This is a genomic window from Lentzea sp. NPDC060358, assembly GCF_042725365.1.
In the GTDB taxonomy this organism is placed as follows: Bacteria; Actinomycetota; Actinomycetes; order Mycobacteriales; family Pseudonocardiaceae; genus Lentzea.
In genome coordinates this window covers 1-16,254 of record NZ_JBHXCW010000091.1, presented here as the reverse complement: position 1 = coordinate 16,254, position 16,254 = coordinate 1, and the positions used below count along the sequence as shown (strand labels likewise).

General features: G+C 70.5%; 20 protein-coding genes. 8 read left to right on the top strand and 12 right to left on the bottom strand.

From position 1 onward, the window contains the following. Position 1: 1 nt before the first annotated feature. The 4 genes from ACFWGZ_RS20505 to ACFWGZ_RS20490 are packed head-to-tail and all read left to right on the top strand — an operon-like array spanning position 2 to position 3,155. A complete protein-coding gene (locus ACFWGZ_RS20505; RefSeq protein WP_382453131.1) occupies positions 2 to 922 on the top strand; it encodes a pseudouridine-5'-phosphate glycosidase in 921 nt (306 codons plus the stop codon). Further along, positions 919 to 1,581 carry an HAD family hydrolase gene (locus tag ACFWGZ_RS20500; protein WP_382453130.1) on the top strand — a complete coding sequence of 221 codons (663 nt, stop codon included), beginning with the start codon at positions 919 to 921 and terminating at the stop codon, positions 1,579 to 1,581. Before ACFWGZ_RS20505 ends, ACFWGZ_RS20500 begins: the two co-directional genes overlap by 4 nt. Beyond that, positions 1,578 to 2,240 carry a uracil phosphoribosyltransferase gene (gene upp / locus ACFWGZ_RS20495; protein ID WP_382453129.1) on the top strand — a complete coding sequence of 221 codons (663 nt, stop codon included), beginning with the start codon at positions 1,578 to 1,580 and terminating at the stop codon, positions 2,238 to 2,240. The genes ACFWGZ_RS20500 and upp overlap by 4 nt, the downstream gene beginning before the upstream one ends. 12 nt (positions 2,241 to 2,252) lie before the next feature. Further along, positions 2,253 to 3,155, top strand: coding sequence for an EamA family transporter (locus ACFWGZ_RS20490; RefSeq protein ID WP_382453128.1), 903 nt, complete (start codon positions 2,253 to 2,255; stop codon positions 3,153 to 3,155). Here the strand turns inward: ACFWGZ_RS20490 and ACFWGZ_RS20485 are convergent. Next, entirely contained in the window at positions 3,137 to 3,709 is a 573-nt protein-coding gene (locus ACFWGZ_RS20485) for a dihydrofolate reductase family protein (protein WP_382453127.1), read from the bottom strand. The genes ACFWGZ_RS20490 and ACFWGZ_RS20485 overlap by 19 nt on opposite strands. Positions 3,710 to 3,899: 190 nt before the next feature. Here ACFWGZ_RS20485 and ACFWGZ_RS20480 point away from each other — a divergent pair, with 190 nt between their 5' ends. After that, positions 3,900 to 4,121 carry a hypothetical protein gene (locus tag ACFWGZ_RS20480; RefSeq protein WP_382453126.1) on the top strand — a complete coding sequence of 74 codons (222 nt, stop codon included), beginning with the start codon at positions 3,900 to 3,902 and terminating at the stop codon, positions 4,119 to 4,121. Here the strand turns inward: ACFWGZ_RS20480 and ACFWGZ_RS20475 are convergent. From ACFWGZ_RS20475 to ACFWGZ_RS20460, 4 genes are read right to left on the bottom strand one after another with little or no spacing between them, the layout of a single operon-like run. Beyond that, on the bottom strand, positions 4,118 to 4,720 hold the full coding sequence (locus ACFWGZ_RS20475) for a response regulator transcription factor (RefSeq protein ID WP_382453125.1): 603 nt from the start codon (positions 4,718 to 4,720) through the stop codon (positions 4,118 to 4,120). The genes ACFWGZ_RS20480 and ACFWGZ_RS20475 overlap by 4 nt on opposite strands. Then, positions 4,717 to 5,781 (bottom strand): sensor histidine kinase, encoded by a 1,065-nt coding sequence (locus ACFWGZ_RS20470; RefSeq protein ID WP_382453124.1) that lies wholly within the window; start codon positions 5,779 to 5,781, stop codon positions 4,717 to 4,719. The genes ACFWGZ_RS20475 and ACFWGZ_RS20470 overlap by 4 nt, the downstream gene beginning before the upstream one ends. Next, a complete protein-coding gene (locus tag ACFWGZ_RS20465) occupies positions 5,778 to 6,509 on the bottom strand; it encodes an ABC transporter permease (RefSeq protein ID WP_382453123.1) in 732 nt (243 codons plus the stop codon). Before ACFWGZ_RS20465 ends, ACFWGZ_RS20470 begins: the two co-directional genes overlap by 4 nt. Then, positions 6,506 to 7,396 carry an ABC transporter ATP-binding protein gene (locus ACFWGZ_RS20460; RefSeq protein WP_382453122.1) on the bottom strand — a complete coding sequence of 297 codons (891 nt, stop codon included), beginning with the start codon at positions 7,394 to 7,396 and terminating at the stop codon, positions 6,506 to 6,508. Before ACFWGZ_RS20460 ends, ACFWGZ_RS20465 begins: the two co-directional genes overlap by 4 nt. A gap of 114 nt (positions 7,397 to 7,510) precedes the next feature. On the opposite strand from ACFWGZ_RS20460, the gene ACFWGZ_RS20455 reads away from it, so the two are divergent. The 3 genes from ACFWGZ_RS20455 (at position 7,511) to ACFWGZ_RS20445 (ending at position 10,201) form a co-directional block, all read left to right on the top strand. Further along, on the top strand, positions 7,511 to 7,876 hold the full coding sequence (locus ACFWGZ_RS20455; RefSeq protein WP_382453121.1) for a hypothetical protein: 366 nt from the start codon (positions 7,511 to 7,513) through the stop codon (positions 7,874 to 7,876). Positions 7,877 to 7,885: 9 nt separating this feature from the next. Next, complete coding sequence (locus tag ACFWGZ_RS20450; protein WP_382453120.1) at positions 7,886 to 8,251, top strand: MerR family transcriptional regulator; 366 nt, start codon at positions 7,886 to 7,888, stop codon at positions 8,249 to 8,251. 144 nt (positions 8,252 to 8,395) lie between these two features. Then, the gene (locus ACFWGZ_RS20445; RefSeq protein ID WP_382453119.1) at positions 8,396 to 10,201 is read left to right on the top strand and encodes a LamG-like jellyroll fold domain-containing protein; all 1,806 of its coding nucleotides are present in this window, start codon (positions 8,396 to 8,398) and stop codon (positions 10,199 to 10,201) included. A gap of 11 nt (positions 10,202 to 10,212) precedes the next feature. Here the strand turns inward: ACFWGZ_RS20445 and ACFWGZ_RS20440 are convergent, their stop codons facing one another. The 7 genes from ACFWGZ_RS20440 to ACFWGZ_RS20410 all read right to left on the bottom strand — a co-directional run bounded on the left by ACFWGZ_RS20440 (position 10,213) and on the right by ACFWGZ_RS20410 (position 15,865). Then, entirely contained in the window at positions 10,213 to 10,500 is a 288-nt protein-coding gene (locus ACFWGZ_RS20440; protein ID WP_382453118.1) for a hypothetical protein, read from the bottom strand. 212 nt (positions 10,501 to 10,712) lie between these two features. Continuing rightward, on the bottom strand, positions 10,713 to 11,570 hold the full coding sequence (locus ACFWGZ_RS20435) for an NYN domain-containing protein (RefSeq protein ID WP_382453117.1): 858 nt from the start codon (positions 11,568 to 11,570) through the stop codon (positions 10,713 to 10,715). Positions 11,571 to 11,690: 120 nt separating this feature from the next. Continuing rightward, positions 11,691 to 12,107 carry a VOC family protein gene (locus ACFWGZ_RS20430; RefSeq protein WP_382453116.1) on the bottom strand — a complete coding sequence of 139 codons (417 nt, stop codon included), beginning with the start codon at positions 12,105 to 12,107 and terminating at the stop codon, positions 11,691 to 11,693. A 79-nt stretch (positions 12,108 to 12,186) separates the two neighbouring features. Continuing rightward, positions 12,187 to 12,558, bottom strand: coding sequence for a hypothetical protein (locus ACFWGZ_RS20425; protein WP_382453115.1), 372 nt, complete (start codon positions 12,556 to 12,558; stop codon positions 12,187 to 12,189). A gap of 162 nt (positions 12,559 to 12,720) precedes the next feature. Next, a complete protein-coding gene (locus ACFWGZ_RS20420; protein ID WP_382453114.1) occupies positions 12,721 to 13,089 on the bottom strand; it encodes a roadblock/LC7 domain-containing protein in 369 nt (122 codons plus the stop codon). A 35-nt stretch (positions 13,090 to 13,124) separates the two neighbouring features. After that, positions 13,125 to 13,823, bottom strand: a complete 699-nt coding sequence (locus ACFWGZ_RS20415) for a hypothetical protein (RefSeq protein WP_382453113.1) — start codon at positions 13,821 to 13,823, stop codon at positions 13,125 to 13,127. A 1,277-nt stretch (positions 13,824 to 15,100) separates the two neighbouring features. Continuing rightward, complete coding sequence (locus ACFWGZ_RS20410; protein ID WP_382453112.1) at positions 15,101 to 15,865, bottom strand: hypothetical protein; 765 nt, start codon at positions 15,863 to 15,865, stop codon at positions 15,101 to 15,103. Between the last annotated feature and the right edge of the window lie 389 nt (positions 15,866 to 16,254).

The following is a 16,254-nucleotide window of genomic DNA, read 5'->3' as shown; positions in this document are numbered from 1 at the left end:
GATGAACATTCCCCTGGTCTACAGCGAGGAAGTGGCCGAGGCGATCACGGCCGGGCAACCGGTCGTGGCGCTCGAGTCCAACGTCATCACGCACGGCCTGGACTACCCCGACAACGCCGAGACGGCGCGGCGGGTCGAGGACGCGGTCCGCGCGGGTGGCGCGGTCCCGGCCACCATCGGCATCGACGGCGGCCGGATCCTGGTGGGCCTCTCGGAGAACGACGTCGAGAGGTTCGCGACGACGCCGGGCATCCCGAAGGTCAGCAGCCGGGACCTGCCGATCGTGCTGGCACGCGGGGGACTGGGCGCCACGACGGTCGCGTCGTCGGTCATCGCCGCCGAGCTCGCGGGGCTCAAGTTCTTCTGCTCCGCGGGGATCGGCGGCGTGCACCGCGGCGCCGAGCGCACGATGGACATCTCGTCGGACCTGGTGCAGTTCACCCGGTCCAAGGTCGCCGTGGTGTGCGCCGGGGCGAAGAACATCCTCGACCTCGGTCTCACGCTGGAGTTCCTGGAGACGCACTGCGTGCCGGTCGTCGCCTACCGCTCCGAGGACTTCCCGGCGTTCTACTGCGTCTCCAGCGGCCTGCGCAGCCCGCACCGGCTCGACGACCCGAGGGTGCTGGCCCGCGCGATCGAGAACCACTGGGCGGTCGGCAACCCCGGCGGGTTCCTGGTCACCACGCCGACCAAGCTCGCCGACGCGATCGACGGCGCCGAGGTCGAGGCGGTGATCGACGACGCGGTGGCGCGCGCCGAACGCGAGGGCGTCAGCGGTCAGGCGATCACGAAGTACCTGATGCGCGCCGTCGACCGGGCCACCGACGGCCGGTCCGCGAAGGCCAACCAGGCGGTGCTGATCAGCACCGCCGAGGTGGCCGCCGAGCTGGCCGTAGCGCACGCGAAGGAGTTCTCCCGATGAACCGGTGCGTGGTCTTCGACCTGGACGGCACGCTCGTCGACACCCCGCGCGGGATCGTCACGACGTTCGCCGCCGTGTTCACGCAGCTCGACCTGCCCACGGTGGACTCGGCCACGATCCGCGGGACCATCGGGCTGCCGCTGCCGGCGGCGTTCGCGAAGGTCCTCGGGATCTCCGAGGACGAGCCGGTGGTGGCGACGTGCGTCGAGCTGTACCAGTCGACGTTCCGCAAGATCGTGCTGCCGATGGCGACGCAGCTCGTGTTCGCCGGCGTCTACGACGGGCTGCAGTCGTTGCGGCAGGACGGGTTCCTGCTGGCCGTCGCGACGAGCAAGTTCATCCGCAACGCCGAGGCACTGCTCACCGCCGCCGGTCTGCGCGAGGAGTTCGCCGTGGTCGTCGGCGCGGACCAGGTGTCGAAGCCCAAGCCCGACCCCGAGTCCGGTCTCGTGGTGCTGGACCGGCTCGGCGTGGCCGCGGCGAACGCCGTGATGGTCGGCGACACGACGCACGACGTGCTGATGGCGCACGGCGCCGGGATGTCGTCGGTCGCGGTGTCCTACGGCGTGCACAGCGTCGACCAACTGCTCAGTGCGAACCCCACCTGGCTCGTCGACTCGTTCGCCGGTGTCGTCGCCGCCGTGAAGGAGTGCTCGTGACCTCCATCGAGGCCTACCTCGAAAAGAACGTGCACCTGTTGCCGCAGACGGACCAGCTGCGCGCGCTGCACACGATCGTCCGCGACCGCGACGCCTCCCGCGAGGACTTCGTCTTCCACACCGAGCGGATCAACCGCCTGCTGATCGAGGCGGGCCTGAACCTGCTGCCGTTCGAGCCGTGCGACGTCACCACCCCCGTCGGCGCGACCTACCGCGGCCTGAGGCCGGCCCGCAAGCTCGTCGGCGTCCCGATCATCCGCGCGGGCGAGAGCATGGAGGCAGGACTGCGGGCGGTCGTCCCCGCCGCGCGCATCGGCAAGATCCTCATCCAGCGGGACAAGACGACCAAGCTCCCGAAGCTCTACTACTCGAACCTGCCGGACGACATCGCGTCCCGCCAGGTGCTGCTGCTCGACCCGATGCTCGCCACCGGCGGCACGGCGAACGCGGCGATTCGAGTGCTGCTCGACCACGGCGTGCTAGAAGAGAACATCGTCTTCGTCACCTTCATCACGGTGGCCGAGGGCATCGAGGCGGTGTGCTCGCGTCATCCGCTGGTGCGGATCGTGACCTCCGCCATCGAGGAACGGCTGAGCGAGGACGCTTTCATGTTGCCCGGCATCGGCGACTTCGGCGACCGGTTCTTCGGCACGAACTGACGGGGGAAGGTCATGAAGGGCAACCGGCTGCTGGCCGACTCGGCGATCACCGCACTGGCACCGATGATCTGGGGCAGCACCTACATCGTCACCACGCAGCTGCTGCCACCGGACCGGCCGCTGCTCGCCGCGGTCGTCCGCGCGTTGCCCGCGGGCCTGGTCCTGGTGCTGGTCGGGCGGATCCTCCCGAAGGGCGTCTGGTGGTGGCGCGCGCTCGTGCTGGGCACGCTCAACATCGGCGCGTTCTTCTTCCTGCTCTTCGTCTCCGCCTACCACCTGCCCGGCGGCGTCGCGGCGCTCGTCGGCTCGGTGCAACCGGTGGTCGTGCTGGTGCTGGCGGCGGTGGTGCTCGGCGACCGGATCCGGCTGCCGCACGTGCTCGCGTGCCTCGCGGCCGTGGTGGGGGTCGCGCTGCTGGTCCTGAAAGCCACTGCGCGACTGGACCTCGTCGGCGTGTTCGCCGCGCTCGGCGCCGCGGTCTGCATGGCGTCCGGGATCGTGCTCACGAAGCGGTGGCAGCGGCCGGTCGGCGTCCTGCTGTTCACCGGCTGGCAGCTCACCGCGGGCGGGCTCGTGCTGCTGCCCGTCCTGTTCCTGCTCGAAGGCCTGCCGAGCACGATCACCGGCACCAACGCGCTGGGCTTCGGCTACCTGGTCGTGCTCGGCTCGCTCTTCGGCTACTCGGTGTGGTTCCGCGGCACCGACCGCGTGCCGGCGATCGGGCTGTCGTTCCTCGGCTTCTGCAGCCCGATCGTCGCCACCGTCCTCGGCTTCGCGTTCCTCGGCCAGACGCTGTCGCTCCTGCAGCTCGCCGGTGCGGCGATCCTCGTCGGGGCGATCGTGCTGGTGCAGCTCACCCCGGCGCGCAAGGCCCCGGTGGAACCGGAGCGGGAGCTTCAGCGCACGACGTCGTAGACGAGCTTCTGGATGCCGTTGGCGTAGGTCTCGCTCTCCACGACCTTCAGCATCTGCTTGTCCTTGTCCGTCGCGCTGAACAGCCGCTTGCCCGCGCCGAGCAGCACCGGGAACACCAGCAGGTGGTAGCGGTCGATCAGGCCGGCGTCGGAGAGGTTGCGGTTCAGCGTCGCGCTGCCGTGGATGGAGATCGGGCCGCCCTCGGTCTCCTTCAGCGCCGCCACGTCGTCGAGCGAGCGCAGGATGGTGGTGTCACCCCAGTTGCCGACGAGCTGGTCGTCCTTCAGCGTGCGGGAGACGACGTACTTCGGCATGACGTTGTACTGCGGGAAGTAGTCGAGCGTCGGCCACACCGGCGCGAACGCCTCGTAGCTGACCCGGCCCATCATCATGGCCGTGGCTTCCTCCTGCTCACGGCCCTTGAGCTCGTAGGCGGCCTCGTCGAACTCGATGTCCTTGAACGTCCAGCCCGAGCTGCGGTGCCCCGGCTCGCCACCGGGTGCCTCGACGACGCCGTCGAGGGAGACGAAGGCGGTGGCGATGAGGGTGCGCATCTGGTTCTCCTTGGTTCGCGCTTGCTGTCATCGGTGCGTCGAACGGGAGATGCCGGGAATCGACAACTCGCGTCGAAAGATTTTGAGTCATCCTGCGCGGCCGCGCAGGACCGGTCAGGAATCGAGAAGCACCGCCCGCCTCCCCGCTCCTACCGTGGTCCCCGTCACCAGGACGACAGGAGGACGGAAGATGAGCGGCAGCAAGGGGATCCGGCGGTTCCACCGCGTGGTGAGCATGGTGTTCACGGCCACGGTCGTGTTCACGGCGGTCGCGCTGACCGTGGACAGCTCGGCGGTGTGGGTGTCCTACGTGCCGCTGCTGCCGCTGTTCGTCCTCATGGGAACGGGCGTCTGGATGTGGTTCCTGCCGGCGCTCGCCCGGCGCCGGGCCGCCCGCCGCGTGACCGCCTAGAGCCAGCCGCGGTCCCGCGCGGTGTTGGCCGCCTCGGACCGGTTGCGCGCGCCCAGCTTCGCCATCGCCGTCGACAGGTAGTTGCGGACGGTGCCCTCGGCGAGGTTGAGCCGCACCGCGATGTCGGCGTTGCTCGCACCCGTCGTGACCTCGCGCAACAGCTCGCGTTCGCGGGGTGTGAGCGGGTCGGCGCTGTCCCAGGCGGCCATGGCGAGCTCGGGCGCCACGACCCGTTCGCCGGCGTGCACCCGCCGCAGCGCCGAGACCAGGTCGGCGATCGGCGCGTCCTTGAGCACGTACCCCGCCACCCCCGCGTCCATCGCGCGGCGCAGGTAGCCGCTGCGGGCGAAGGTCGTGATGATCAGGACGCGCGTGGCGCCGCCCCGGCCGCCGAGCTCCTGCGCGACGTCGAGACCGGTCTTGCCGGGCATCTCGATGTCGGTGAGCAGCACGTCGGGGCGGTGCTCGGCGACGGCCGCGAGGGCCTCGTCGCCGTCGCCCGCGGTCGCGACGACCGTGACGTCGGGCTGCAGGTCGAGGAGCTGGGCAAAGGCGCCGCGCACCATCGCCTGGTCCTCGGCGAGCACGACCCGGATCACGTGGCCACCTCCAGCGGCACCGCGATCGTCACCGTCGTCCCGGCCGACCCCGTCCGCCGCACCACGCCGCCAAGCGCCGCGATCCGTTCCCGCATGCCCGTCAACCCGTTCCCCTCCGGCCCGCGGCTGCCGACCCCGTCGTCGGCGACGACCAGCCGCAGCTCCCCGTCCCGCGCCTCGACGACGATGCGGCAGGCCGAGGCGGACGCGTGCCGCGCCACGTTCGTGACCGCCTCCCGCAGCGCCAGGGCCAGCTCGTGCTCGGTCGACCCCACGATCGTCACGCCGTCGTCGCGCCGCACGACCACCTCGACGCCCAGCGAGGTCAGCGCCGTCCGCGCCGCCTCCAGCTCGGTTTCGAGACTCGCGCTGCGCCAGCCGGACACGGCGGCCCGGATCTCCCCCAGCGCCGCCCGTGCCGCGCCCTCGATCTCGGCCGCCTCCGCCGGTGCCCGCGCCGGGTCCGCCGCCACCAGCTGGGCGCGCACGATGATCGCCGTCAGCGTGTGGCCCAGCAGGTCGTGCAGGTCGCGGGCGATGCGCTCGCGTTCGGCGAGGGTCGCCAGGTGCTCGACGCGGGCGGTGCGGATGCGCACGTCGGCCGCGTCGCGCTCCCGTTCCGACCACTCGACCTGCAGGATGCCCACCAGCCACAGGAAGATCAGCGACGGCAGCAGCCCCCACAGCCGGTACGGCATCGGCACGGCCGACACGACGGCGAACACGCAGATCAGCGCCGACAGGCCGACGAACCACCGCATCGCCACGCGCCGCGACTCCACCAGACCGGCGAGCGCCCCCGCGTAGACGAAGAGCACCGCGGCACCGGTGTTGAACGGCGTCACCAGGGCGCCGAGCACCACCGTCGGCACCAGGCACCACCAGCGGACGAGCTCCGGCCGGTGCCACGACAGCACGTAGAGCGGCACGAAGACCACGACCACGACCGCGACGAGCGCCCAGTCCACCCAGTCGCTGCCGGGGTCGAAGACCGGCGACCACAACAGGTTCCCCAGGTAGAGCAGGTGGAACCAGCGGGAGATCCCAGTGACTTTTTTCATGACCGCGCATGACGATACGACACCGCGGCCAGCGCCGAGGCCACGATCGCCGTGCCCAGCAGCACGAGCACGTGCGTCAGGACGGGTCCGCCGGTCAGCTGCGCGAGCGCGAGCCGGCCCAGGTGGTAGGTCGGCAGGAACCGGGCGACGTCGGCGAAGAACGCCGGCATGATCTCGAGCGGCATCCACAGTCCGGACAGGACGGCCGACGGGAGCAGGATCGCGTTCAGCACGGCCGCCGCGGCCCCCGTCCCCACCTGGAACCCGATCGCGAGGCTGAGCAACGCGAACGGCAGCGCGCCGAGCACCAGCACGGCGAGCACCCGCAGGACGGTGGGCAGTGGCGCGTCCAGGGCACCGGTCAGCGCCGCCGTCGCCGTCATCGCCAGCAGCACGCCCAGCGCGTAGGGCAGCGCCGCCACGACCTTCGCCGCGAGTGTCACCCCGATCGGCACGGCCGACACCTGCTTCGCCCGCAGCCAGCCGCGTTCCCGGTCGGAGGCGACGCCGATGCCGGGGTTCATCAGCACCACCGAGATCGCGCCGAACGCCCCGAACGTCGCGAGCATCGTGGTCCCCGCCGACACCCCGCCGCTGCCGAACTTCCCGAACAGCGACACGAAGAGCGCGAAGAACGCCACCGGCATGATGACCGAGAAGAACAGCGCGGCCGGCTCGCGGACGATACCCCTCAGCTCGTCCGTCAGCTCCACACCGAAGACCTTCACGCGGCACCCCTCTCCATCAGACCGGCCACTGCCTCTTCCAGCCCGGCGCTCTCGACCCGCAGGTCAGCCAGTCCGGGGTCCTGCGCGAGCCACACCCGCAGCAACGCCTCCGGCGCGCGGGTGCCGAGGTGCACGTGCTCGCCCTCGACGCGCACCGACACCACCCCGGGCAACGCCTTGAGCCGGTCGCGGCCCAGCGCCGTCCGCGCGATCACCGTGCGGTCGGGCAGCCGCGCCACCAGCTCGTCCGGCGTGCCACCGGCCCGCACGAGCCCGCCGTCGAGGACCACCACGCGGTCGGCGACGGCCGACGACTCCTCGACGAGGTGCGTGGTGATCAGCACGCCGGTGCCGCGCTCGCGCCGTTCCGCGAGCAGCTGCCAGAACCTCCGGCGGACCGGCAGGTCCAGGCCCGCGGTCGGTTCGTCGAGCACCAGCAGCCGCGGGTCGGCCACCAGCGCCATCGCGAGCTGCAGCCGCTGCTTCTGCCCGCCGGAGAGCTTCGACGCGCGCCGTCCCGCCAGGTCTGTCAGGTCGAGCTCGGCCATCACCGGCCCGGCCGCCGACCTCGCGACCCCCGCCCGCACGGCCGCCCCGGTGACGAGCTCGCCCACCTTGAGCGTGTTGGGGAAGCCGAGCGACTGCTGCACGACCCCCAGCCGCCGGCGGGTCGCCGCGACGCGCGGGTCGCCACCGCAGATCCGGACCACGCCCTCCCCCGCCGGGAGCAGCCCGATCACCATGTTCACCAGCGTGGTCTTGCCCGCGCCGTTCGGCCCGAGCAACGCCACGCACTCCCCCGCGCCGACGTCGAGGTCGACCCCGTCCAACGCCCGCGTGGCACCGTAGTTGTGCCGTGCGCCGCGCACTTCGAGCACGTTTTCCATGCCGTTGAGCCTGGTCGAACGCGCCGGACGGCAGTAGTGAAGCGCAGTCACCAGGTCCGGGTGACAAATGTCAGCTTGACCCTGCACCGTGGTGCAGGGTCCATCGTGGCCGCCATGACGAGTGATCGGACCGCCGTGCGCCGGTGGGGCAGAGCGGGTGCGCTGTACGACTTCGTGGCGAGCATCGCGTTCGTGACGCCGTGGACGGCCGGACTGGTGATGGACCTGTTGGGAGTCAACAGGTCCATGCCCACCCTGCTGTTCGCGACACTGTTCGGCACGGTGGTGGTGATGTGGTCGATCGCCCGCTGGTACCGCCCCGAACCGGTGCTGATCGCCCTCGACACGGCCGGCCGGGCGCTGTTCAGCCTGTGGTTCGCCTGGGCGCTGCTGAACGGGCAGACGAAGGCCCTCGTCGTGTTCCTGGTGCTGGAACTGCTCTGGGGCGCGGTCCAGCTGCGCGCGCTGGTGCGGAGGTAGGTTGCCGTGGTGCGCATATCCGAACTGGCCCGCGCCGCCGGGGTGGGCATCAGCACCGTGCGGTTCTACGAGCGCCGCGGCCTCGTCGTCCCGGCCACCCGCACGCACGGCGGCTACCGCTACTACGACCGGGAAGCGTTGCGGCGCTTGAAGTTCATCCGCCGCGCGCAACAGCTCGGCTTCACCCTCACCGAGGTCGGGCAGATCCTCGCCTTCTCCTCCGAGCCGGCCGACCTGGGTGACGTGATCACCGGCAAGGTCGCCGAGATCGAGCAGCGGGTGCACGACCTCGAACGCGTGCGGCTGGCGTTGCTCGACGTCGCCGCGAACGGTGTCCGGGAACGGTGTCCGGTGGTCGCCGCGCTGAACGACTGAGGCCCGGGGACACCGCGGCCCACCTGCCGGGACTGCTCGGCCGGAGCGGGTGCGCCGCCAGGGTTGAGAGCGCTCTCGCACTGTTCAGCGCGTGTTCCCGTTCCCGTCAACCTCCGGCCCGGCGGGGCCGGACATGCTGCCCGCATGGCCGAACAGTCGAAGATCGGGCGCCGCACGCTGCTGCAGGCCGCGTTCGCCGCGCCCGCCACCGCCGCGCTCGCGGGGAGCACCGGTACCGCCGGGGCCACCCCGCAGCGCGGCACCGGCGACCAGCGGTTCACGATCGCGGTCCTGCCGGACACCCAGTACCTGCTCGACGAGGGCGGCTCGGACCCCGAACCGGTCAAGGAGGCCCTGCGCTCGCTCGTGCGGCGGCGGCGCGAGGCGAACATCGTCTTCCTGGCGCACCTCGGCGACGTGACCGAGCACGGCACCGAGCAGGAGATGCGCACCGCGGACGCGGTGTTCGACGTGATCGGCGGACAGCTCCCGTACAGCGTGCTGGCGGGCAACCACGACGTGCCGGGCGGCACCGACGACCAGCGCGGCCCCACGCCGTACTCGCGGACGTTCGGGCCGGACCGGTTCCAGCGCGTGAAGACGTTCGGCGGCGCGTCCCCCGGCGGCTACAACACCTTCCACGTGATCAAGGCGGGCGGCCGCGAATGGCTGCTGCTCGCGCTCGACTGGCGCGTGTCGGAGCAGGGCGTCCGGTGGGCGCAGGACGTGCTGGACCGGCACCGGGGCCTGCCGGCGATCCTGACCACGCACGACCTCGTCGGTGGCAGCCCGCAGGCCGCGCTGTCCGCTCACGGACAGTTCCTCTGGGAGCGGCTGATCCGCCGCAACGACCAGATCTTCCTCACCCTCAACGGCCACTACTGGCCGTCCGGGCGCACGACGCTGACGAACGACGCCGGCAACCCCGTGCACCTGCACATCACGAACTACCAGGAGCGCTACTACGGCGGCGCGGGCATGGTCCGGTTCTACTCGTTCGACCTCGCGCGCAACGTGATCGACGTCGAGACGTTCTCGCCGTGGCTGCTGACCCGGCGCGACACCCTGCCGCAGGCCGAGACCGCCGAGCTGAGCGGCGACCTCGACCGGTTCACCGTCGAGATCGACTTCGGCGCCCGCTTCCCGCTGCCGGCGTCCGCGCCCCGCCCCGCGCGTGCCGTGCTGACCAGGGACACGGTGGCGTACTGGCGTTTCGACGCCGAGGGCCTGCCGTCCGCTGTGGAGGGTCCCGTCGCGCCGGGCACGGTAGTCCGCGACCTCACCGGCAAGGGCAACGACCTGACCGTCGAGCACCTGCACGCGAGCGCGCCGGACCTGCTGACCTGGTCGCGCGACCACGACGACCGCCAGCCCGCGCACGCCAGCCTGCTGTTCGGCGGCGGCAAGGAACCCGACCGGGGCGCTGTCCTGCGTTCGTCGGCGTCGGCGCCGATCACGACCGCGAAGTTCGAGTCCGGCTACACCATCGAGACGTTCCTGAAGCTGCCCAGCCCGTTCGCCGGCGACCACGCGTGGATGGGCGTGCTGAGCTGGGAGGGCCGCGCCGGTGACGCGGGCAAGCACAGCGGCTGGTCCGACGCCGAGCCGACGTGCAGCCTGAACGTGTCCGGCGAGCGGTTCCTGCAGTTCGTGGTCTACCCCGTGCCCGGCGACGCCGACCCCACCTCGTGGAGCCACGCGATCCCCGTCGGCCGGTGGACGCACGTCGCGGTCGTCAACGACGGGCGGCGCACCACGATGTACGTCGACGGCGCCAGGATCGCGCGCAACGCCGCGGAGGAGTCCCGGGGCATCACGACCCAGGGCAAGCCGTTCGTGATCGGCGCGACCGGGTTCGACCTGCGGTACGGCCAGGGCTTCTACGGCTCGATCGGCGACACGCGCATCACCGGCAGGGCGCTGCGCCCGGAGCAGTTCCTGACCGGCTGAGCCCGCCGGGCTCAGAGCCGGGAGTGCTCCGGTGCCGGGGGGAGCTGCAGCAGCTCCCCCGCGACGTCGAGGAACTCGCCGCCGCGCTGCCACAGGGCGTGGTCGGGGTCGACGACGAACGGGTCCGCCGGGTCGATGTCGGCGTGCCGGACCCGGTAGGCCAGCGCCTCCGACTCGGAGTAGGCGAGCACGGTCTCGTTGGTGCCCTTCCACACCCGCCGGAACATGACGGCGTTGACGGACGTCATCCGGTCGCGCACGACGCTGCGCTGGAAACCGCGCCGCAGCAGCAGCCTCATGCATTCCTGGACGCTGATCGCGTGCTGTGCCAAGTGACCCCGCCCTACGTCGTGAACAGCCGATTCTGACCCAACAGCGACGGCGTCCTCACCCTGTGTCACTCGATCAGGTCATGTTTTGCGGCACGTGCACCGCATCGGAGGCGTGTTCTCGCGCGGATCGCCCGGCGAAACCGGCCGTGCCGGATGACCCGCGGTCCTGACCGGGCGGGTCAGCCGCGGCGGAAGTCGTCCAGCCGCACGGCCTGCGCCCTCGGGTACTTCCGCCCCGCCGACGGGACGGGCGATCCCGTGAACGACACGGGTGTGCCCGCCAGCAGCAGCGTCAGCCCCTGCGGGAGGTCGTCGCGGGAGACGAACCAGGAACCGCCGCGCGTGTCGGTGATGAACCCGTGCGCCTGCCCCGACTTCCAGCTCGCGACCGTCCCGCGGCGACGCCCGCGCGGCGCACCCACCGGTGACGCGACGGCCTCGGCGGACCGCACGAAGGCGCGCCGCAGCGGGTAGTCCGCCCGGTCGGCGGGGTCGAAGAGCGAGTCGAACCCCGGCGTGAACGGCGTGGCCGCCCGCAGCGGCGCCGCGGTCCGCGGGGTCCAGGCGGGCGGCTTGTCGACGATCCGCACGTCGACGACCGGCACGACCACGTGCACGCCGCGCGCGGTCAGCCGCGTCACGAGCGGCGCGAAGTCGGCGTCCCCGGTCAGCAGCACGACCCAGTCGAGCGGTACCGACACCGCCCGGTCCCACGCCTCCAGCGCGAGGTGGACGTCGACGCCCTTCTCCTTGCCGCCCACGAGGGGCAGGTCGTGGCGGACGATCCCGGCGGCGCTGAGCGCCGCGTCGAACGACACGGCCGGCGTCTCGATGCGCCCCCGCGCGTAGTGCGCCTCGGCGACCACGCACTCGTCCAGCGGCTGCCCGGTCTCGTGGTGGACGTACCAGCGCACCGCGTCGTGCAGGCCGTCCAGCGACACGCGCGCGGCCCTGCGGTGCGCGGTCGCGTAGAAGTCGCTGAGGTACGCGAACCAGGTGCCGTCGTAGAACACGCCGATGCGGACGATCTTTCCCACCGGACGACACTACCTCCGGCCTGCGCGCACCGGCCCGCGCGACCGCGCGCGGAGGCTCTACCGCCGGACTGACGGCCTCCTGGCCGGCGGTGTCCCCGCCGGCCAGGACGGCCCGCGGCCTCAGTCCGCCGGCCCTGCCCAGTCGGCGGCGCTGAGACCGGCGGCGTGCCCCGCCGGCCACTGGACCAGCTCGATCCGGCGGCCGTCGGGGTCGGTGACGAACCTCGTGGCGAACCCGGCCTCGCCGTCCACCCCCTGGCCGACGGGCTCGATCCCGTGGCGGGCCAGGACGGCGAGGACGGCGGCCATGGACTCGACCTGCACGACGAGGTGGCTCAGTCCGGTGCCGAGGTCGACCGGTCCGCCGTCGTGCACGAGCTCGACGCTGACGAACTCGTCGCCGGGGAGCTTGAGCATGGCCAGGTGCCCGATCGGCGTCTCCGGCACGGCGCCGACGACCTCGTACCCGACGGCCCGGTAGAACGCGAGCGACCGGTCGAGGTCGTCCACCCGCAGCCCGACGTGGAGAGTGCGCATTTCCCCGTTCCTCGTTCGTCCTCCGGCCACGCCTCGGGCCGGGCGCGTCCGCGGACGGCACCCGGCCCGGCGGCCCCGATCACACCTGCAGGTCGGTTTCGATCCGCTTGAGCTGGTGGCGGGCCAGCGCGAGGTTCGCGACGTCGCGCTCCAGCACCAGGTACAGGAAGAGCGACCCCCGGGACTTCACCCCGCTCATCAGCCGGATGAGGTGGTACTGGCGGTGCAGCGTGATCAGGATGTCCTCGATGGTGTCGGTCAGCCCGAGCGTCTGCATGACCCGGAGCTTCGACCGCACGACCTCGGTGTTCCCGGCCGCCGCGATCTCCAGGTTGAGCCAGTCGCCGCCCCCCACGTGACCGAGGGACATGCCGCTGTCGTAGTCGACGAGCGCGACGCCGACGGCGCCGTTGATCGACATGGCCTCTTTGAGCGCGGTATCGATGTTCATGAGATTCCACTTCCCTATGTCTACGGGTGGCCGGGGCGAGACGGCGGATTGCTCCTGCCCCGGCCGGATACGGACACGTCCCCACAAAGACGTCATCGACGAGAGCAATGAACCAAGGATGGACATCTGCTGCGACCATTCCTTTGTTCGGCGACCGGTGCGCTAAGGCGTCAGGATCGACCCGATCCGTTCGATCGCGGGCCGGGACTCGTGCAGCAGGCGCCCGAGGTTCAGCCCCTTGTCCCCCAGCGCGACCATCAACGACAACCGGCCGATCGCGTACACGGCCATGTAGCCCTTGCTGCCGAACACCACGGTCTGGCTGAGCGTTCCCAGCCCCATCACCTCCGCGGCCTGGCGCGCGATGCCGAGATCGGCGGCGGCGAGCGCCGAGATGTGCGCGGGGTCCACGCTCTTCGCCACGTCGGAAATGATCGGGATCCCGTCGGACGCGGCTATTACCGTGTCGGTCACTCCGGCGACGTTCTCCCGGAGTTGCCGCAGCTCGGCGACCAGGGCGTCGTAGTCCAATACTCTTCCTTCCTGCTCAGGAAAGGCGGGGCGGGTCAGCCGGGGCGTCCCGCATCCGCCAGTTCCGCACGGCTGCGCAGCGCGGCCAGGCCACCGTGCGAAAAGCTGAACGACGCGACCGGCGAGGCGATCTCCAGCACTCCCCCGCCGAGCATCCGGGAAATCTCCACGGTGACCGGATAAAGGCTCCGGCCCACCGCGAACGCGATGTCCCGCACGGTGCGCCGCCCGGTGGCGTGCAAGACGACCTCCCGCCGTTCCGCGGCCGGCCCGGCCACCTCGCGGCCGGGCACCACCCGGTCCCGGTAGGGCTCCACCGGCACCGCGAGCGACGCGACCGCGTCCAGCCGGCGCGCTGTCTCCGACAACAGCAGGCCGACCTCGACACCACCGGCCACAGGCAGCAGCGGCACGTCGCCGAGGTCGTCGACGACGTCGTGTTCCTCCACTTCACCTGCGGCGACGGCGAAAGCACCGTCCTGGACCAAGGCCAGGGCGAGTGCCCGCGCCTCGACCGGACGCAGCAGACCGCGGGCGGCGAGCGCCGCCTGCAGGGACCCCGCCGCGACGCTGTCCGCCAGCGCCGCGGCCCAGTCCTGCGCGCCGATCCGGCCGGAGCCCACCAGCAGCGTCTCCGCTCCGGGCGAGCCGGGGCTGTCGATCGCGATCACCGCACCATCGCGCAGGTGGAACAGCCCGCCCGCATTGCCGGCAATGCGCAATGCCCCGGTCACCCGATCCACCTGACATTGCGTCAACGCGGACGCGAGAACGTCGAATGCAGCTCGATGATCGCGTATCAGAAGTCACTCCGAGTTAATTCGATACTACAGAGCGGGTACCGGGCAAACTGCTCACCCAATCGTGCACTCACCCACATCGAAAGGGCACCCGAGGTCGTTACTTCCTATCCGCTCATCCCCGCAAAACACGCCGGGTGTCACACGATCGAGTGAATCATTCCACTTGAGGCAGCAAAGAAGTCGCTTAGTCGACCATCACATCGAATCTCCATTGGCGACCAACACAATTCCGCGCGCCGAAAAGCGCACCACTCGGTGATCGGGGCTGAATGTGCTGCCGGACGCGCTATGGCAGTTCGGCGAATCCGTCCGGGATCTTCGTCTCGAGCTGCGCAACGTTCTCGGGGGTGGGCGGCAACCACGTCACGTCGAACACCGACCCCCGGCCCAGTGCCACCGCAGCGGCAGGAAGGTGACCGCGTCGACCTACATCTCGGTCGCGCACGATGGTCGACGAAGACGTCCCCGGCCGCCGAGCGGCTGAGGTTCACGACCGTCCGGCCACCGACGGAACCCCGGCACAGGATCGGCAGTCACCCTCGCAACCTCGGCACGCAGCACCGTCCGCACGTCGTCGAGCAAATCGATGCCGGAAACCATGAGCGTTCTTCGTGATCTTCTCGCCCAGCAGCTCCCGCAGACGAGCGACGGCCCGGCTCTGTGACGGTCGACAACGGTGTCAGCCGCCACCGATCCCGCACGAGGTTGACGAGCACCGAACCGGCCGAAGTCGACACTTTTGTCTCGTTGCACGGCCAAGTGGACGACCGATTCCCGACTCCGGTTGACCGGCATCCCACACCACTGTCCGAAGAGGCTGCCGATCGTGCCGCAGCGGAACCGGCCGGATGACGCCTGTCCCTCTCTCCCACACCGTGAATGGCAAGCGTCAGATCGACAAGTGCTCGATGCTGGACGTGGTAGCCGCTGCGTCACAAAGGGTCCATGCAGCACAAAAGCCCGTCACCCTGTGGTTCCGGGTGACGGGCTTTTGCATTACGTGGAGCTGAGGGGACTCGAACCCCTGACCCTCACACTGCCAGCAACGAGCGGGTCACCTCTCCGCCGTGTTCGCCCAGCTCGCAGGCCTTCTACCTCGGTGCTCAGGCGTGGTGGTTGTAGCGGTCGTTGCGGTCAGCGTTGCGGTCATAAGCGAGACGTTCCGGCCTCTTCAGCGAACTCTCGCTTGGCAGGTCAACTGCGCTCCTTCAGCGTGGATCGGCTTCATCGTCAGACCGGTCGGTCGACGGCAGATCCTCCCCGAACAAGAACAAGCATCGACGCCCAAGTGGCGTGATGGCGTATTGAGTGAGCGCCAAAAGCCCGTCGTAGGTCGAGTCGGCTTGAGTCCGAACAAGTCCATGTCCCTCCAACACCGCGAGAAGACCGTCCAAGATCGGCGACACCTCAGGGACCGCCTTCTTGAGCTGGGCGCGATTCCAACCGCGCGGAGTCACACCTCCTGTCTGTTCCCACTGATCCTCTGGCGGTAGAGGCTGGACGGCAAGGTGATGCAGAACAAAGACGTGGGGGGCCTCCACATCCGTAAGTGCGGCAGCGATCACGAGTGCCTCATCAACCGAACCGCCGTCACGCAAGCCCTCAGCAAGGACCTGGGCTAGAGCGGTGATCTTTTTCTCCACCGGCGTGCGCGCTGCGGCCTCAAGAACACGGGCCAACAGCTCTAGCCGATCGTCGTAACTGCTCGCCCGCTCTTCGAGAATCTCGATCCCAACGTCGAGGATCTCTGCCGCCTGCTCCACTGTCCGCGCGGCTCGGTCTTCTCGTCGCTGTCGAGCACGCTCCAAAACTCGGTGGGTGAGCTTGAGTGCAGGGCCGCTCGCTCCGATGATCGTCGCCGGAACAGGCCCGGCTCCCATCGCAAGACTGGCCGCTGTTGCCACCAGGCCTGCACGCACATCCAGCGCCGCGTCAGCGATGCCCTTGTTCAGGTCCTCGCGACCAGTGACCACAGCGGCTCCTTCCGGTTGGATACCGGACATCTTCGCAGGTGTCAGGAGGGCACGACGTCTACCACGGGGAACCGACTGCGCCACCGCAGGCGTTGCGTGCGCGGAGTCAACGGCCGCAAACGGCACCCCGCGCATTGCCGACCACACCTCCCCCGTCCCCTCGTCCCTGCTGCGCTTAGCTCCAGGAGACCTGTGTCAAGAGTGGCCGAAGGCCATCGCGTAGCGACGCGTAGCGCTCTTGGCGCAGGTCTCCTGGTGTTAAACGATGGCCGGGACAGGGCGGCGGTGGAGCTTCCCACGGCTGCACATCTGGAGCTATGCCGGCCGATTCCCGTCCCAACCTGCGGCGGCTGCGGGGCCGCTCGGTCGCTGTCCCGTCCGGTCGGGGT

Coding starts and splice junctions, on each gene's coding strand:
- ACFWGZ_RS20445 (WP_382453119.1), top strand. CDS start 8,396: ATGGCCGAACAGTCGAAGATCGGGCGCCGCACGCTGCTGCAGGCCGCG.
- ACFWGZ_RS20460 (WP_382453122.1), bottom strand. CDS start 7,396: ATGGAAAACGTGCTCGAAGTGCGCGGCGCACGGCACAACTACGGTGCC.
- ACFWGZ_RS20490 (WP_382453128.1), top strand. CDS start 2,253: ATGAAGGGCAACCGGCTGCTGGCCGACTCGGCGATCACCGCACTGGCA.
- ACFWGZ_RS20470 (WP_382453124.1), bottom strand. CDS start 5,781: ATGAAAAAAGTCACTGGGATCTCCCGCTGGTTCCACCTGCTCTACCTG.
- ACFWGZ_RS20480 (WP_382453126.1), top strand. CDS start 3,900: ATGAGCGGCAGCAAGGGGATCCGGCGGTTCCACCGCGTGGTGAGCATG.
- ACFWGZ_RS20430 (WP_382453116.1), bottom strand. CDS start 12,107: ATGCGCACTCTCCACGTCGGGCTGCGGGTGGACGACCTCGACCGGTCG.
- ACFWGZ_RS20505 (WP_382453131.1), top strand. CDS start 2: ATGAACATTCCCCTGGTCTACAGCGAGGAAGTGGCCGAGGCGATCACG.
- ACFWGZ_RS20455 (WP_382453121.1), top strand. CDS start 7,511: ATGACGAGTGATCGGACCGCCGTGCGCCGGTGGGGCAGAGCGGGTGCG.
- ACFWGZ_RS20425 (WP_382453115.1), bottom strand. CDS start 12,558: ATGAACATCGATACCGCGCTCAAAGAGGCCATGTCGATCAACGGCGCC.
- ACFWGZ_RS20440 (WP_382453118.1), bottom strand. CDS start 10,500: ATGAGGCTGCTGCTGCGGCGCGGTTTCCAGCGCAGCGTCGTGCGCGAC.
- ACFWGZ_RS20500 (WP_382453130.1), top strand. CDS start 919: ATGAACCGGTGCGTGGTCTTCGACCTGGACGGCACGCTCGTCGACACC.
- ACFWGZ_RS20485 (WP_382453127.1), bottom strand. CDS start 3,709: ATGCGCACCCTCATCGCCACCGCCTTCGTCTCCCTCGACGGCGTCGTC.